The sequence below is a fragment of the Pseudomonas sp. D2002 genome, from assembly GCF_013385735.1.
Taxonomy (GTDB): Bacteria; Pseudomonadota; Gammaproteobacteria; order Pseudomonadales; family Pseudomonadaceae; genus Aquipseudomonas.
Genome location: NZ_JACAPL010000013.1, coordinates 22,085 through 37,505, shown reverse-complemented (window position 1 = coordinate 37,505; position 15,421 = coordinate 22,085). Strand labels below are relative to the sequence as shown.

The 15,421-nt window shown below is 61.0% G+C and carries 11 protein-coding genes; 8 read left to right on the top strand and 3 right to left on the bottom strand.

Translation table 11 applies throughout. The annotated features are described in order from the left end of the window. Positions 1–46 precede the first annotated feature (46 nt). The gene (gene xthA / locus HX783_RS23510; protein ID WP_177018414.1) at positions 47–859 is read right to left on the bottom strand and encodes an exodeoxyribonuclease III; all 813 of its coding nucleotides are present in this window, start codon (positions 857–859) and stop codon (positions 47–49) included. Between the two features lie 168 nt (positions 860–1,027). Between xthA and HX783_RS23505 the strand changes: the two genes are divergently transcribed. The 7 genes from HX783_RS23505 (at position 1,028) to HX783_RS23475 (ending at position 12,050) form a co-directional block, all read left to right on the top strand. Then, the gene (locus tag HX783_RS23505) at positions 1,028–1,678 is read left to right on the top strand and encodes an N-acetyltransferase (RefSeq protein ID WP_159957702.1); all 651 of its coding nucleotides are present in this window, start codon (positions 1,028–1,030) and stop codon (positions 1,676–1,678) included. A gap of 63 nt (positions 1,679–1,741) precedes the next feature. Continuing rightward, on the top strand, positions 1,742–3,469 hold the full coding sequence (locus HX783_RS23500) for an autotransporter assembly complex family protein (RefSeq protein ID WP_177018413.1): 1,728 nt from the start codon (positions 1,742–1,744) through the stop codon (positions 3,467–3,469). After that, the gene (locus tag HX783_RS23495) at positions 3,469–7,155 is read left to right on the top strand and encodes a translocation/assembly module TamB domain-containing protein (protein WP_177018412.1); all 3,687 of its coding nucleotides are present in this window, start codon (positions 3,469–3,471) and stop codon (positions 7,153–7,155) included. The genes HX783_RS23500 and HX783_RS23495 overlap by 1 nt, the downstream gene beginning before the upstream one ends. A gap of 223 nt (positions 7,156–7,378) precedes the next feature. Further along, positions 7,379–7,852 (top strand): MarR family winged helix-turn-helix transcriptional regulator, encoded by a 474-nt coding sequence (locus HX783_RS23490; RefSeq protein WP_177018411.1) that lies wholly within the window; start codon positions 7,379–7,381, stop codon positions 7,850–7,852. Further along, positions 7,849–9,300, top strand: a complete 1,452-nt coding sequence (locus HX783_RS23485; protein ID WP_159957694.1) for an efflux transporter outer membrane subunit — start codon at positions 7,849–7,851, stop codon at positions 9,298–9,300. Before HX783_RS23490 ends, HX783_RS23485 begins: the two co-directional genes overlap by 4 nt. A 15-nt stretch (positions 9,301–9,315) precedes the next feature. Then, the gene (locus tag HX783_RS23480; protein WP_177018410.1) at positions 9,316–10,515 is read left to right on the top strand and encodes an efflux RND transporter periplasmic adaptor subunit; all 1,200 of its coding nucleotides are present in this window, start codon (positions 9,316–9,318) and stop codon (positions 10,513–10,515) included. Beyond that, positions 10,515–12,050: a DHA2 family efflux MFS transporter permease subunit gene (locus HX783_RS23475; RefSeq protein ID WP_177018409.1), complete on the top strand. Its 1,536-nt coding sequence runs from the start codon at positions 10,515–10,517 to the stop codon at positions 12,048–12,050. Before HX783_RS23480 ends, HX783_RS23475 begins: the two co-directional genes overlap by 1 nt. A 154-nt stretch (positions 12,051–12,204) precedes the next feature. Here the strand turns inward: HX783_RS23475 and lpxH are convergent, their stop codons facing one another. Together lpxH and HX783_RS23465 are read right to left on the bottom strand one after the other, a co-directional pair. Continuing rightward, entirely contained in the window at positions 12,205–12,954 is a 750-nt protein-coding gene (gene lpxH, locus HX783_RS23470) for a UDP-2,3-diacylglucosamine diphosphatase (RefSeq protein ID WP_177018408.1), read from the bottom strand. Further along, positions 12,951–13,454 (bottom strand): peptidylprolyl isomerase, encoded by a 504-nt coding sequence (locus HX783_RS23465; RefSeq protein ID WP_159957687.1) that lies wholly within the window; start codon positions 13,452–13,454, stop codon positions 12,951–12,953. Before HX783_RS23465 ends, lpxH begins: the two co-directional genes overlap by 4 nt. A 251-nt stretch (positions 13,455–13,705) precedes the next feature. Here HX783_RS23465 and HX783_RS23460 point away from each other — a divergent pair, with 251 nt between their 5' ends. After that, positions 13,706–15,406: a glutamine--tRNA ligase/YqeY domain fusion protein gene (locus tag HX783_RS23460; RefSeq protein WP_177018407.1), complete on the top strand. Its 1,701-nt coding sequence runs from the start codon at positions 13,706–13,708 to the stop codon at positions 15,404–15,406. Positions 15,407–15,421 lie beyond the last annotated feature (15 nt).

Genomic DNA, 15,421 nt, shown 5'->3' with positions numbered 1-15,421 from the left:
AATCGTCGCACCGCCGCTCCCACATTCGACCGAGTACAGCCCTAGATCAGCTCAACTCAAGCCAGATCGGCGCATGGTCCGATGGCTTTTCCAAGCCACGCAAATCGTAATCCACGCCCGCATCCTTCACGCGGGGCAGCAAGCCATTGGACGCCATGATCACGTCAATGCGCAGCCCACGCTTGGGCTCATCCTCAAAGCCACGGCTGCGGTAGTCGAACCAGCTGAAACGGTCGGCCACGTCCGGGTTCAAGTGGCGGAAGCTGTCCACCAGGCCCCAGTTTTTCAGGCGCGCCATCCACTCGCGCTCTTCCGGCAGGAAGCTGCACTTGCCGGTTTTCAGCCAGCGCTTGGCGTTGTCGGCGCCGATGCCGATGTCGCAGTCTTCCGGGGAAATGTTCACGTCGCCCATCACCACAAGCGCCTGCTCATTGCTGAACTGGCTTTCCAGCAGGTGCTGCAAATCTTCATAGAAGCGCTGCTTGGCCGGGAATTTGGTCGGGTGGTCGCGGCTTTCGCCTTGAGGGAAATAGCCGTTCATGATGGTGACAGGGTTGCCGTTTTCATCGGCGAAGGTGCCCCAGATAAAGCGACGCTGGGCGTCTTCTTCATCACTGGCAAAGCCTTTGTGCACGCTCAGCGCCTCTTTGCGCGAGAGCAGCGCGACGCCGTAGTGACCTTTCTGGCCGTGGTAATAAACGTGATAGCCCAAAGCCTGGACTTCGGCCAATGGGAACTGGTCATCATGGACCTTGGTTTCCTGCAGGCCGATCACGTCGGGTTGATGCTTTTCAATCAGCGCCGCCAGCTGATGAGGGCGAGCGCGCAGCCCGTTGATATTGAAGGAGACGATTTTCATGGTCGGCAGTCCAGTCTGGCAAAAGGGCGATGCTAGCTGACAAGTCGGATGGGGGCCAGCGTGGCGGCAGGGCGGTTGCACTGCTAATGTCTGGGAACGACTCGCGCCGTACAAGTTCGTACCCATAAGAACGCCATCTTTTGAGTGGCGCCCAGGGAGATTGACTGTATGCCTGACACTTCGACTGCCACCGCCGAAATTCGCCTGCTCAACAGCGGCTATTCCCGCGAGGCGCGTTCCATGTTGTACCAGGCCTATCGGCATGAGCCGACCTTCGCCTACATCTTCGAGGCTGAACGGCCAGGCTATGAACAGCGGGTGCGCGCCACGGTGCGCGAGCTGGTCAAGCAGCATTTTTTTCAGAAACTGCCCGCCATCGGCCTGTTCGTCAACGACCGGCTGATTGGCATCGCCCTGATCGCACCACCGCAACGGCGCCTGGGCATCACTGAGAGTTGGGCCTGGCAATTGCGCATGTGGCTGAGCACTGGTGTGCGGGGTACGCGGCGCTACCTGGAATACCATCACGCGGTGCTGGCCTGCCTGCCGAGCGAGTCGGTGCATGTGCTGCCGCTGTTGGGCATTCATCCGCAATTCCAGGGTAAACACTACGGCGAGCAGTTGCTGGAAGCCGTGCACAATTGGTGCGCCGAGGACCCGCATTCGTCGGGTGTGGTGCTCGATACAGGTAATTCACGCTACCTGGATTTCTATAAACGTCAGGGTTATGAAGAAATCGGCGAAGTGGCCATAGGGCCCGTGCTGGAGCATGTGTTTTTCCATCCCAATCCCCAAACGTTACATGCTGCAACGGCTTAGACAGAATTATTCAGACAATTCCGGGTTCAAAGAGCCTCCCTAGCTCGTGTAGCATCCGCGCCTATGAAGTTTCCAGGAAGATTTACCAGCGGCTTGATTCTGCTGTTCACAAGCTGCGGCGCGTTGGCGCAAAGCGAACTGGACGTGCGGATCAAACCTTCAAACGACGCGTTGAAAGCCAACATCGAAGGCTATATCGGCGGGGTAGGCGATCGCGATGAAGAAGCCTTGCAGCGCTTCAGCCGTGGCGCCGAGGAGCAGGCCCGCAAGGCCGCCCAGGCGCTCGGCTTCTATCAGCCGCAGATCGCCAGTGAGGTCAGGGGCGGCAAGAACCCGCGCCTGACGCTCACCATCGACCCCGGCGAGCCGGTGCATTTGCGCAACGTGACCATCAAGGTCGACGGTGAGGCTGCGAGCCTCAAGGCGTTTCGCGTGCCTGCCAGCGACGACCTCAAATCCGGCGCCGTGCTCAACCACGGCCATTACGAAGACGCCAAGCGTCTAATCCAGAACCAGGCCTCGCGCTACGGCTTTTTCAGTGGGCGCTTTACCCGCCAAAAACTCTCGGTCGACCCCAAAGCGGGCGTCGCCGATATCGAACTCGTTTACGACAGCGGCCCGCGCTACAGCATGGGCAAGGTCAGCTTTGCCGGCGACACGCCGTTCGATGAAGAGCTGCTGCAACGCATGGTGCCGTTCAAAAGTGGCACGCCTTACGACTCCGAGCTGATCGCCGAACTCAACCAGAACCTGCAATCGAGTGGCTTCTTCGAGGCCGTGCGTGTCGACGCCAGCCCAGCCGCGTCGGCTAACGATGTGATCCCGGTGGCCGTGCAACTGGAAACCCGCAAGCCGCGCACCATGGGCCTGGGGCTCGGTTATTCGACCGACGTCGGCCCGCGCGGCAAAGCCAACTGGACCCGCCACTGGGTCAACCCGCAAGGCCACAGTTACGGCTGGGAAGCCGAACTCTCGGCGCCACGCCAGAACGTCGGCCTGTGGTACGACATTCCCCTGGACCCGCCGCTGACCGATAAATTGCGCTTCGCCGGTGGTTACCAGAACGAAGAAATCGCCAACACCGACACCCTGAGTAAATTGCTCACCCTCGGCCCCGAGTGGCACAGCAAATTGCCCAGCGGCTGGACCCGGGTCATCTCGCTCAAATACCAGCGCGAAGAGTACCGCCTCGGTAATGACTCGGGCCTGAGTAACCTGGTGATGCCGGGTATCAACTATTCCTACCTGCGCAGCGACAACCGCATCGACCCGCACAATGGCTACCGCCTGATGTTCGATGCCAAGGTCGCCAAGGAAGGCCTGGGCTCCGACACCAACCTGCTTTACGGCACGGCGACGATCAAAGGCTTGACCACCTTGTGGGATAACCACCGCTTCCTCGGGCGGGCGCAGTTCGGCGGCAGCGCCACCAATGGCTACAAATCCGTGCCGCCGTCGCTGCGCTTCTTTGCCGGGGGTGACCAAAGCGTACGCGGCTACGAGTACCAGACCTTGTCACCGGAGAACGATCGCGGTGATCGCATCGGCGGCCGCTACATGGTGGCCCTGAGCGCCGAGTATCAATATTCCATCGCCGAAAAATGGCGGATCGCGACTTTTATCGACCAAGGCAACTCGTTCAACACCCTTGAAATGCCCAGCCTGAAAACCGGTGTGGGCGTGGGTGTGCGCTGGGTGTCGCCGGTGGGGCCGATTCGTCTTGACCTGGCCCATGCCCTCGAAGATCCGGGCGGCATTCGTTTGCACTTTTCCATGGGGCCTGAGCTGTGATGCGTGGTTTGAAAATAGCGGGGCTGGCCGTTGTGGCGGTCCTCGCCCTGGTTGTGTTGGCGCTGTGGACCGTGCTTGGCACCCAAGCCGGCAGCCGTTGGGCCTTGGGCCAGGTGCCGGGGCTGACGGTGGAGAATTTCCAGGGCCACTTGGGTGGCCATTGGAGCGCCGATCATCTGCTGTGGCAGCAGGACGCCAGCCGCGTCGAACTCAACGCGCCGAAGTTTGACTGGTCACCGGCGTGCCTGCTGCGCATGACCTTGTGCGTCAATCAGCTGGATGTGGAGCAGGTCAGCCTGCAGTTTCCGCCCAGCACCGAGGAAAGCAGCAGCGGTCCGATTCAACTGCCCGAGTTAAAACTGCCGGTTGCGATCCAGTTGGGCGACGTTCGCGTCGGTAGCCTGCTTTTTAATGGCAGCGAAGAGCTCAAGGGCCTGCAATTGGCCGCGCACTGGACGGCTGCCGGGATGCAGATCGACGCGGTGCACCTGCAGCGCGACGGCTTGGTGCTGGACCTCGCCGGCCTTCTGCAACCGACCGGCGACTGGCCGCTGAGTGCCACGGGCAACCTGAGCCTGCCTTACGCACCCGGTGGCGCGCCGTGGCAAGTTGCGTTGAAAATCGACGGTGACCTGCTCAAGACCCTCAAGCTCGACGCCGACAGCAGCGGCTACTTGCCCGCCAAGCTCAGCGGCGAGCTGCAACCGCTGGCGGAGAACCTGCCCGCGCAACTGCACCTCACCGCTGACGCTTTCAAACCCAGCGCCGAGTTGCCCGACACCCTGCAACTCAATCAACTGGACCTCACCGCCAAGGGCGACCTGAGCAGCAGTTATCAACTGCTGGGCAAGGCTGTTCTGCCAGCGGAAAAAGGCCCGGTGGACCTGCTGCTGCAAGGCAAAGTCGACGCCAAGGGCGCGCAGATTGCTGGCCTGGATTTAACCGCCGGCGACAAACAAAGCCTCAAACTCAGCGCCAACCTCGACTGGCAACAAGGCTTCAGCGCTGACGCCAGGATCGACTGGCTGGATTTCCCTTGGCACCGTCTCTACCCATTGATCGATGAGCCACAGGTCGCCTTGCGCACCTTCAATGGCGAAATCTCCTATAAAGACGGCAACTACCTCGGCAACCTTAAAGCCGACCTCGACGGCCCGGCCGGCAAGTTCAACGTGGTCACGCCGTTCAGTGGCGACCTCAAGCAAATTTTCCTGCCCGAGCTGAAGCTGACGGCCGGCCAAGGCAAGGCCGAAGGCCACCTGAACCTGCAGTTTGCCGACGGCATAGCCTGGGACACCGCACTCGACCTGTCGGCGTTGAACCCGGCGTACTGGGTCGCTGAGTTGCCGGGCACATTGGCCGGGCCATTGCGCAGCAAAGGCGAATTCAAAAATAAACAGCTCAAGCTGAACGCCGACCTCGACCTCAAGGGCCGTTTGCGTGGCCAAACCGCCGTGCTGGCGGCCAAGGCCGAAGGTGCGGGCGAGCAATGGACCCTGGCCAACCTGGATATTCGCCTGGGCGACAACCGCATCAACGGCAGCGGCAGCCTGCAACAACGCTTGGCCGGGCAGATCGATATCAAGCTGTCGCGCCTCGCCCAACTGTGGCCGCAGCTACGCGGGCAAATCAATGGCCGCGTCGATGTGGCCGGCACGTTGAAGGCGCCGCAAGGCAAGCTCGACCTTAAGGGCCAGCAGCTGGCATTTGCTGACAATCACCTGCAAAACCTCAGTCTCAACGCCACGCTGGATAACGCCCAGCGCGCGAAGATCGACCTCAAGGGCAGCGGCATCCAGGCCGGTGAGACCCAAGTCGGCACCCTGACGGCCAGCGCCCAAGGCGATATCAAAAGCCAGAAAGTCCAGCTTGACCTCGCCGGGCCGTTGGTCAAATTGGCCCTGGCCCTGGACGGCAACCTCGACAAAGGCAACTGGCGCGGGCGCCTGGCCAGCGGTGATGTACAAGCCGGTGGCCAGGACTGGAAGCTGCAGGCGCCGGCGAAAATCGAACGCCTGGCCGACGGCAAGCTGACGTTTGCCGCACACTGCTGGGTGTCCGGCCCGGCCAGCCTGTGCGGCGAAGACCAACGGCTGATGCCGGAACCGAAGCTGCGCTACCACCTCAAGCAGTTCCCCATCGACAGCCTGGCGGCGTTCCTGCCCAAGGACTTCGCCTGGCAGGGCAAGCTCAACGCCGACGTCCAACTTGACCTGCCTGACAGCGGGCCCAAGGGCGTCGTTTCGGTCGATGCCAGTGGCGGCACGTTGCGCGTCAAGGACAAGGACCAGTGGCTGGATTTCCCTTACGACACCTTGAAGCTGGAAACCACGCTCAATCCCAAGCGTATCGACACCCAGCTGAATTTCCGTGGCGGCAAGCTCGGCGAGTTGCTGGTGCAGGCGCAGATCAACCCGCTGCCGAAGAACAAGCCGATCACCGGTAATTTCAGCCTCAACGGCCTGGACCTCGCAGTGGCGCGACCGTTTGTGCCGATGGTCGAAAAACTCACTGGCAAGCTCAACGGCAACGGCCGTATCTCCGGTGGGTTGTTGGCGCCGCAGGTCAACGGCAGCGTCAACCTGGTTGGCGGCGAAATTTCCGGGCCGGAGCTGCCGATCAGCCTTGAAGGCTTGAACGTGCAAGCGTTGATTGCCGGCGAAAGCGTGCAGTTGAATGGCGCCTGGAGCAGTGGCAAGGCCGGGCAGGGCAGCCTCAAGGGGCAGATCGACTGGGGCCAGGCCTTGGTGGTGGACCTCAGCCTGCAAGGCTCAAAACTGCCGGTCACCGTGGAGCCTTATGCGACGCTGGAAGTGGCGCCCGACCTGAAAATCAGCCTGAAAAACGACAAGCTGGCGATTGCCGGCAAGGTGCACATCCCGCGTGGCGATATCACCGTGCGTGAATTGCCGCCGTCCACCGTCAAGGTCTCGGATGACACCGTGATCGTCGGCAGCCAGACCGAAGAGGGCAAGCCGCCGATGGCGATGGCCATGGACATCGATGTGGTGGTGGGCGAAGACCAGCTCAACTTCGCCGGCTTCGGCCTTACCGCCAAGGTTCAGGGCCAGGTGCACATTGGCGACAACATGGATACCCGTGGCGAGTTGTGGCTCAACGATGGCCGCTACCGCGCCTATGGGCAGCGGCTCAATGTGCGGCGTGCGCGGCTGCTGTTTGCCGGGCCGTTGGACCAACCGTTCCTGGATATCGAAGCCATACGCGTGGTCACCGAACCGTCCAGAACCGTGACCGCCGGCATTCGCCTGAGCGGCAGCGCCGAACAGCCGACCACGCAAATTTTCTCCGAGCCGGCCATGCCCCAAGAGGATGCGCTGTCGTACCTGGTGCTGGGGCGTTCGCGCAACAACACCGGCGAAGACAACAACATGCTCGCCGAAGCCGCCTTGGGCCTGGGTTTGATGGGCAGCGCCGGGGTGACCTCGGATATCGCCACCAAGCTCGGGATCCAGGACTTCGACCTCGACACCCAGGGCACCGGCAATAACACCTCCGTGGTCGCCAGCGGCAAGATCACTGAAAAACTCAGCCTGCGTTATGGCGTGGGGGTGTTCGAACCGGCCAGCACCATTGCCTTGCGTTACTTGCTGAGCAAGAAGGTATACCTGGAAGTGGCGAGTGGCGTGGCCAGCTCGCTGGATATCTTCTACAAGCGGGATTTTTAAGCCCCTAAGCAGTAAAAAATGTGGGAGCTGGCTTGCCTGCGATGGCGATACCTCAGTCGACAATGTGTTGACTGACACACCGCTATCGCAGGCAAGCCAGCTCCCACTTTGCCTTCCGTCGCGAAATTAGCAAGCAAGCTAATAATTCCATTTGACATTCGCTGCCTAAGCAGTAACATCTTGTCATACATTCACTGCCTAGGCAGTAATAAGGTGACTTCCGATGACCCACTTCACCCCTGACAGCTTTCGCAACTGCCACCTCGGCCTGTTGCTGGGCCGGGCGGCGCTGCTCAAGGACCGCATTATCGACACCCATATGGAACCGCATGGCGTCACCGCCGCGCAGTTCAAGGTGTTGATCATCATTGCCCAGTTTGACGTCGACACCCCGGCCGAGCTGTGCCGCAACCTGTCGCTGGACAGCGGTTCGATGACGCGCATGCTCGACCGTCTGGAGCAAAAGGGCCTGCTGGCGCGCAAGCGTTCCGAGCAAGACCGGCGCCAGGTGCAGTTGGTGCTCACTGAAGACGGCCAACGCCTGGCAGACATGCTGCCGCATATCGGTGCGCAGTCGATGAATGAACTGGCCGGCGCCCTGGAGCCCGGTGAGTTGCAAACGCTGGAAAAAATCCTCACGAAAATTCTGGTAGCTGCCGGTGACGCCATCGTCATCCAGCGGGTAGGTAATCAATGAACACACGCGCACTTAGCCTGGTGCTGGTGGCGATGAGCATGGCCGGTTGCGCCAACTTCAGCGGCCTCGACACCCAGGGCCAACGCCTCGACGCCAACACCTTGCAAACCGGCAAATCCCTCAGTGGCGTGACGCTGTCCAACGCCGCATGGCCGACTGCCGACTGGTGGAAAAGCCTTGGCGACCCACAACTAGACGGCCTGATCCACGAAGCCCTGCAAAACAGCCCGGACATGCAAGTCGCCAGCGCCCGTGCCCATCAGGCCGAAGCCGCCGCCTATGCCGCCGACGCCGCACGCATGCCAACCCTGGATGCCAGCGCCGGCGTGAGCCGTTCGCGCCTGGCCAAGGATCAGGACCCGCGTGGTGAAGGCGATGCCTACGCCACCGTGAGAAATATCGGCGCCAGCTTCAATTACAACTTCGACCTCTGGGGTGGCCAACGTGCCGCCTGGGAAGCCGCTTTGGGCCAGGCGCGTGCCGCCGAAGTCGATCAACAGGCCGCCCGCCTGACCTTGGCCGCCAACGTCGCCAAGGCTTACAGCGACTTGGGCCAGGCCCACATCGTGCGTGACTTGGCCGCCGACGACCTCAAGCGCACCCGTCAGATGCTCGACTTGAGCAAGCGTCGCCTGAGTTCCGGTATCGACAGCCAGTACCAGTACCAGCAGACCGAAAGCCTGGAAGCCAGCTCCCAGTCGCAACTGATCGATGCGGAAAAACAGCTGCAAAGCGCCAAGATCGCCCTCGCCGTATTACTCGGTAAAGGCCCGGACCGTGGCAACGAACTGACCCGCCCGAACGTGCTTAAACCCAGTGCGGTAGCGGTGCCTTCGGTGCTGCCGGCCGAGTTGCTGGGCCGTCGCCCGGACCTGATCGCCGCACGCTGGCGCGTCGAAGCCGCGAGCAAGAACATTGCCGCCAGCAAAACCCGCTTCTACCCCAACCTCAACCTGAGCGCGAGCGCTGGGGCCGAGTCGTTGCTGGGGGACGCGATGTTTGGTTCGGCCAGCCGTTTCTTCAGCATTGCGCCGACGATCTCGTTGCCGATCTTCGATGGCGGCCGCTTGCGCGCCGACCTCGATGCCCGCGACGCCGATTACGACCTGGCCGTGGCCCAGTACAACAAAACCCTGGTGCAAGCCTTGGGCGATATCGGCAACACCCTTTCGCAATTGCGTGACACCGGTCGGCAGATCCAGGCGCAGCAACACGCCGCGGACATTGCCCAGCAGTCTTACGACACCGGGGTGCAACGCTACAGCTCGGGGATCGGCAATTACCTCGATGTGCTCAGCATCGAGCAGCAATTGCTGCAGGCCCAGCGTCAACTGGCGACGCTGAATGCGGCACAGATCGATCTGTCGATTCAATTGATGCAGGCCCTGGGTGGCGGGTACGACGCCAAAAACGTGGCCGCGACCACCCCAGCTACACGCACGGAATAATTTGAGGTAATTGTCATGGCCACTGCCGAAAACACCCAAGCAAACGAACAACCCAAAGACACCAACCCGCGCAAACGCAAGATCATGCTGATTGGTCTGGCGCTGATCGTCATCCTCGGCGCCTTGGGCGTTTGGGGCTGGTATGAGCTTTACGGGCGCTTCAATGAAAGCACCGACGACGCTTATGTGAATGGCAACGTGGTGGAAATCACGCCGCTGGTGACGGGCACTGTGGTCAGCATCGGCGCTGACGATGGCGACCTGGTTCACGAAGGCCAGGTGTTGATCAACTTCGACCCGAATGACGCTGCCGTCGGCCTGCAAAGTGCCCAGGCCAACCTGGCGCGTACCGTGCGCCAAGTGCGTGGCTTGTACAGCAACGTCGATGGTATGAAAGCCCAGGTACTGGCGCAGCAAGCCAACGTGCAAAAAGCCCAGGACAACTACAACCGGCGTAAGAACCTCGCCGCCGGCGGCGCGATTTCCCAGGAAGAGCTGTCCCACGCCCGTGACGACCTGACCTCGGCGCAAAACGCCCTGGCCAACGTGCAGCAACAGTTCAAGACCAGCAGCGCGCTGGTGGATGACACGGTGATTTCGTCGCACCCGGATGTACAGGCCGCCGCCGCGCAACTGCGCCAGGCTTACTTGGCCAATGCGCGCAGCACCTTGATTGCACCGGTCACCGGCTATGTGGCCAAGCGCACCGTGCAACTGGGCCAGCGTGTGCAGCCGGGCACGGCGTTGATGGCGGTGATCCCGCTGGATCAGCTGTGGATTGATGCCAACTTCAAAGAAACCCAACTGCGCGATATGCGTATTGGTCAGCCGGTGGACATCGAGTCGGACATCTACGGCAGTGACGTCAAGTTCAGCGGCACCGTTGACAGCCTAGGCGCCGGTACCGGCAGCGCGTTCGCCCTGCTGCCGGCGCAGAACGCCACCGGTAACTGGATCAAGATTGTGCAACGGGTGCCTGTGCGTATCCATATCAACGCCGACGAACTGGCCAAGCACCCGCTGCGCGTGGGCCTGAGCACCGTGGTCAATGTGGACCTGCACGACCAGAGCGGCCCGGTGCTGGCGCAACAGGCGCCGCAAAAGGCCTCGTTTACCACCAACGTGTATGACCGCCAATTGGCCGAAGCCGACGCCATGATCACCCAGTTGATCCATGACAACAGCCTCGCCGCGCCCAAGGCTGTGCAACGCTGATGAGTGCTAACGCCCCCGCGTCCTTTACGCCGCCGAGCTTGTTGATGGCCACTATTGGCCTGTCGCTGGCGACCTTTATGCAGGTGCTCGACACCACCATCGCCAACGTGGCGTTGCCGACCATTTCCGGCAACCTCGGCGTGAGTTCGGAGCAGGGCACCTGGGTCATCACCTCGTTTGCGGTGAGCAACGCAATTGCCTTGCCGCTGACCGGCTGGCTGAGCCGGCGCTTTGGCGAGGTGAAGCTGTTTTTGTGGGCGACCATCCTGTTTGTGCTGGCGTCGTTCCTGTGCGGTATTTCCACCTCGATGCCTGAGCTGATCGGCTTTCGGGTGTTGCAAGGCCTGGTGGCCGGGCCGCTGTACCCAATGACCCAGACCTTGCTGATCGCGGTGTACCCACCGGCCAGGCGCGGCATGGCCCTGGCGTTACTGGCAATGGTCACGGTGGTGGCGCCGATTGCCGGCCCCATTCTCGGCGGCTGGATCACCGACAGCTACAGCTGGCCGTGGATCTTCTTCATCAACGTGCCCATCGGTATCTTTGCGGTGATGGTGGTGCGTTCGCAGCTGAAAAAACGCCCGGTGGTCACCAGTTACCAGCCGATGGATTACGTCGGCCTGCTGAGTTTGATTGTCGGTGTCGGCGCCTTGCAGATCATCCTCGACAAGGGCAACGACCTGGACTGGTTCGAATCCAACTTCATCATTATTGGTGCGGTGATTTCGGCGGTTGCCCTGGCGGTGTTCATCATTTGGGAGCTGACCGACAAGCACCCGGTGGTTAACTTGCGGTTGTTTGCCTATCGCAACTTCCGCATCGGCACCATTGTGCTGATCCTGGGTTACGCGGGTTTCTTCGGTATCAACCTGATCCTGCCGCAATGGTTGCAAACCCAGATGGGCTACACCGCCACTTGGGCGGGCCTGGCGGTGGCGCCGATCGGGATTCTGCCGGTGTTGATGTCGCCGTTTGTGGGCAAGTACGCGCACAAGTTCGACCTGCGCTTGCTGGCGGGCCTGGCATTTTTGGCGATTGGCCTGAGCTGCTTTATGCGTGCCGGCTTCACCAATGAGGTCGACTTCACCCACATCGCCCTGGTGCAGCTGTTCATGGGCATCGGCGTGGCGCTGTTCTTCATGCCGACCTTGAGCATCCTGATGTCCGACCTGCCGCCAGCGCAAATCGCCGATGGTGCGGGTTTGGCCACGTTCCTGCGGACCTTGGGCGGCAGCTTTGCGGCCTCGCTGACCACCTGGATCTGGATTCGCCGCGCCGACCAGCACCATGCGTACATGAGCGAGAACATGACCACCTACGACTCGGCAACCCGCGATGCCTTGCAGGCGCTTGGCGGGGCAGGGCACAAGGCCTATGCGCAACTGGACCAGATCCTCACCAGCCAGGCGTACATGATGTCCACCGTGGATTACTTCACGTTGCTGGGATGGATGTTCATGGGCTTGATCGTGATTGTGTGGCTGGCCAAACCGCCATTTGCGGCGAAGGCCGGGCCGGAGGCTTCGGGGCACTGATCCGAAGTTGTGCGCGGTCAAAAATGTGGGAGCGGGCTTGCTCGCGAAGGCGGTGGTTCAGTCGATACTTGAGTTGACTGACGCGCCGCCTTCGCGAGCAAGCCCGCTCCCACATTTGGATCTCTGTTCACATCGGATCGGTGGTGTTTGAAGATCAGGCCCCAGGCAACGCCAGCTGCGGATTGACGAAGTCAAACGCCGCCAGCGCAAACCCTTGCTCATCCACCTGCAATGCCCAACCCTGTTTGTCCCAATCCCCCAGCACAATGCGCTTGGCCGCCTGGTCGCCAATCTGCAACTTATGAATGGCGGGGCGGTGCGTATGGCCGTGGACCAAGGTGCGCACGCCAAATTGCTGCATCACCCGCGGTACTTCCTCGGGCGTCACATCGACAATGTCGTTGGCTTTCATGCGCACTTGGGCAGTGCTCTCGCTGCGCAGCTTGCGTGCCAATTTGTGCCGGGTGCGCAAGGGCAGGTGCCGCAGCACAAACAACACAATCGGGTTGCGCAGGATGCGCCGCAGCTTCATATAGCCGACGTCGCGGGTGCACAGGCTGTCGCCGTGCATCAATAGCACGGGCTCGCCATAAAACTGCACGACACTCGGGTCCTTGAGCAAGGTGGCGCCTGCCGCTTTGCAGAACGCCTTGCCGATCAGGAAATCGCGGTTGCCGTGCATGATGAAAATCGGGGTGCCGCTGTCGCTCAGCTCGCGCAATGCAGTGCAAATCGAGCGCTGGAACGGTGTCATCCCATCGTCGCCAATCCAGGCTTCAAAGAAGTCCCCCAGAATGTACAACGCCTGGGCGCCACGGGCGCGGCCGTGGAGCAAATCCAGAAACGCCCGGGTGATATCCGGGCGCCCCTCTTCCAGATGCAAATCTGAAATCAGCAATATCACCCAACGATCTCGGCTTTTTCGACGATAACGTCTTCTACCGGTACGTCCTGGTGACCGGCTTTACCGGTGGTCTGCACGCCTTTGATCTTGTCAACGACGTCCTGGCCTTCGGTGACTTTACCGAATACCGCGTAACCCCAACCCTGCACGTTCTTGCCGCTGTGGTTCAGGAAGGCGTTGTCGGCCACGTTGATGAAGAACTGTGCGGAGGCCGAATGCGGCTCCATGGTACGGGCCATGGCGACGGTGTACTTGTCGTTGGAAAGGCCGTTGTCCGCTTCGTTCTGGATGCTTGGACGCTTGTCTTTCTTTTCTTTCATGCCAGGCTCGAAACCGCCGCCCTGGACCATGAAGTTACCGATTACACGGTGGAAAACGGTGCCATCGTAGTGGCCAGCCTTCACGTATTCGATGAAGTTGGCAACGGTGATCGGCGCTTTCTCAGCGTTCAGCTCGATGACGATGTCACCGTGGTTGGTGGTCAGTTTGACTTGAGTCATGTTCACTACTCTTTTCAGGGAATTCGTGGGTTTGGACGCCCGGGCGCCGCTACCGGTTTGGCGAAACAGCAGCCAAGGCGCGCAGTTTAGCGTGACCTGCAGGAATTTCGAGGTGGTTTTTTACCGCCTGGGCAATTAATCCAGCAGTTTTGGGCCGCGCTCTGTCAGTGTCTTGACAGCTTCGGCTATCATAAGCCCTTTGTTTTATCGGCCCCACTTCCGGCCAAGCACTTCGTCTGTTCAAGGATCCTATGAGCAAGCCCACTGTCGACCCTACCTCGAATTCCAAGGCCGGACCTGCCGTCCCGGTCAATTTCCTGCGCCCGATCATCCAGGCGGACCTGGATTCGGGCAAGCACACGCAGATCGTCACCCGCTTTCCGCCAGAGCCCAACGGCTACCTGCACATCGGTCACGCCAAGTCGATCTGTGTGAACTTCGGCCTGGCCCAGGAGTTCGGTGGCGTCACGCACCTGCGTTTCGACGACACCAACCCGGCCAAGGAAGACCAGGAATACATCGACGCCATCGAAAGCGACATCAAGTGGCTGGGCTTCGAGTGGTCCGGTGAAGTGCGCTATGCCTCCAAGTATTTCGACCAGCTGTTCGACTGGGCCGTCGAGTTGATCAAGGCCGGCAAGGCCTACGTCGACGACCTGACCCCGGAGCAAGCCAAGGAATACCGTGGCAGCCTGACCGAGCCGGGCAAGAACAGCCCGTTCCGCGACCGTTCGGTCGAAGAGAACCTGGACTGGTTCAACCGCATGCGCGCCGGTGAGTTCCCGGACGGCGCCCGCGTACTGCGCGCCAAGATCGACATGGCCTCGCCGAACATGAACCTGCGCGACCCGATCATGTACCGCATCCGCCATGCCCACCACCACCAGACCGGTGACAAGTGGTGCATCTACCCCAACTACGACTTCACCCACGGCCAGTCGGACGCCATCGAAGGCATCACGCACTCCATCTGCACCCTGGAGTTCGAAAGCCATCGCCCGCTGTACGAATGGTTCCTCGACAGCCTGCCAGTGCCGGCGCACCCGCGTCAGTACGAATTCAGCCGCCTGAACCTGAACTACACCATCACCAGCAAGCGCAAGCTCAAGCAGCTTGTTGACGAGAAACATGTGCATGGCTGGGATGACCCACGCATGTCGACGCTGTCGGGCTTCCGCCGTCGCGGCTACACCCCGGCGTCGATCCGTAACTTCTGCGAGATGGTCGGCACCAACCGTTCCGACGGCGTGGTCGACTACGGCATGCTCGAGTTCAGCATCCGCCAGGACCTCGATGCCAACGCCCCGCGCGCCATGTGCGTGCTGCGTCCGTTGAAAGTGGTGATCACCAACTACCCGGAAGACAAGGTCGACAACCTCGAACTGCCGCGTCACCCGCAGAAAGAAGAGCTGGGCGTGCGCAAGCTGCCGTTCGCGCGGGAAATCTACATCGACCGTGATGACTTCATGGAAGAGCCGCCGAAGGGCTACAAGCGCCTGGAGCCGAACGGCGAAGTGCGCCTGCGCGGCAGCTACGTGATCCGTGCCGACGAAGCGATCAAGGACGCCGATGGCAACATCGTCGAATTGCGTTGCTCCTACGACCCGGACACCCTGGGCAAGAACCCTGAAGGCCGTAAGGTCAAGGGCGTGATTCACTGGGTACCGGCCGCTGCCAGCATCGAGTGCGAAGTGCGCCTGTACGATCGTCTGTTCCGTTCGCCGAACCCTGAGAAGGCGGAAGACAGCGCCAGCTTCCTGGACAACATCAACCCTGACTCGCTGCAAGTTCTCACCGGTTGTCGTGCCGAGCCATCGCTTGGCGACGCACAGCCGGAAGACCGTTTCCAGTTCGAGCGCGAAGGTTACTTCTGCGCGGATATCAAGGACTCGAAACCAGGTCATCCGGTATTCAACCGTACCGTGACCTTGCGTGATTCGTGGGGCCAGTGATTCTCTAAGGAAGCC

What these genes read in the sequence shown, in the direction of transcription:
- HX783_RS23500 (WP_177018413.1), top strand. Translation starts at nt 1,742, where the DNA reads ATGAAGTTTCCAGGAAGATTTACCAGCGGCTTGATTCTGCTGTTCACA.
- HX783_RS23475 (WP_177018409.1), top strand. Translation starts at nt 10,515, where the DNA reads ATGAGTGCTAACGCCCCCGCGTCCTTTACGCCGCCGAGCTTGTTGATG.
- HX783_RS23490 (WP_177018411.1), top strand. Translation starts at nt 7,379, where the DNA reads ATGACCCACTTCACCCCTGACAGCTTTCGCAACTGCCACCTCGGCCTG.
- HX783_RS23495 (WP_177018412.1), top strand. Translation starts at nt 3,469, where the DNA reads ATGCGTGGTTTGAAAATAGCGGGGCTGGCCGTTGTGGCGGTCCTCGCC.
- HX783_RS23460 (WP_177018407.1), top strand. Translation starts at nt 13,706, where the DNA reads ATGAGCAAGCCCACTGTCGACCCTACCTCGAATTCCAAGGCCGGACCT.
- xthA (WP_177018414.1), bottom strand. Translation starts at nt 859, where the DNA reads ATGAAAATCGTCTCCTTCAATATCAACGGGCTGCGCGCTCGCCCTCAT.
- HX783_RS23480 (WP_177018410.1), top strand. Translation starts at nt 9,316, where the DNA reads ATGGCCACTGCCGAAAACACCCAAGCAAACGAACAACCCAAAGACACC.
- HX783_RS23505 (WP_159957702.1), top strand. Translation starts at nt 1,028, where the DNA reads ATGCCTGACACTTCGACTGCCACCGCCGAAATTCGCCTGCTCAACAGC.
- HX783_RS23465 (WP_159957687.1), bottom strand. Translation starts at nt 13,454, where the DNA reads ATGACTCAAGTCAAACTGACCACCAACCACGGTGACATCGTCATCGAG.
- HX783_RS23485 (WP_159957694.1), top strand. Translation starts at nt 7,849, where the DNA reads ATGAACACACGCGCACTTAGCCTGGTGCTGGTGGCGATGAGCATGGCC.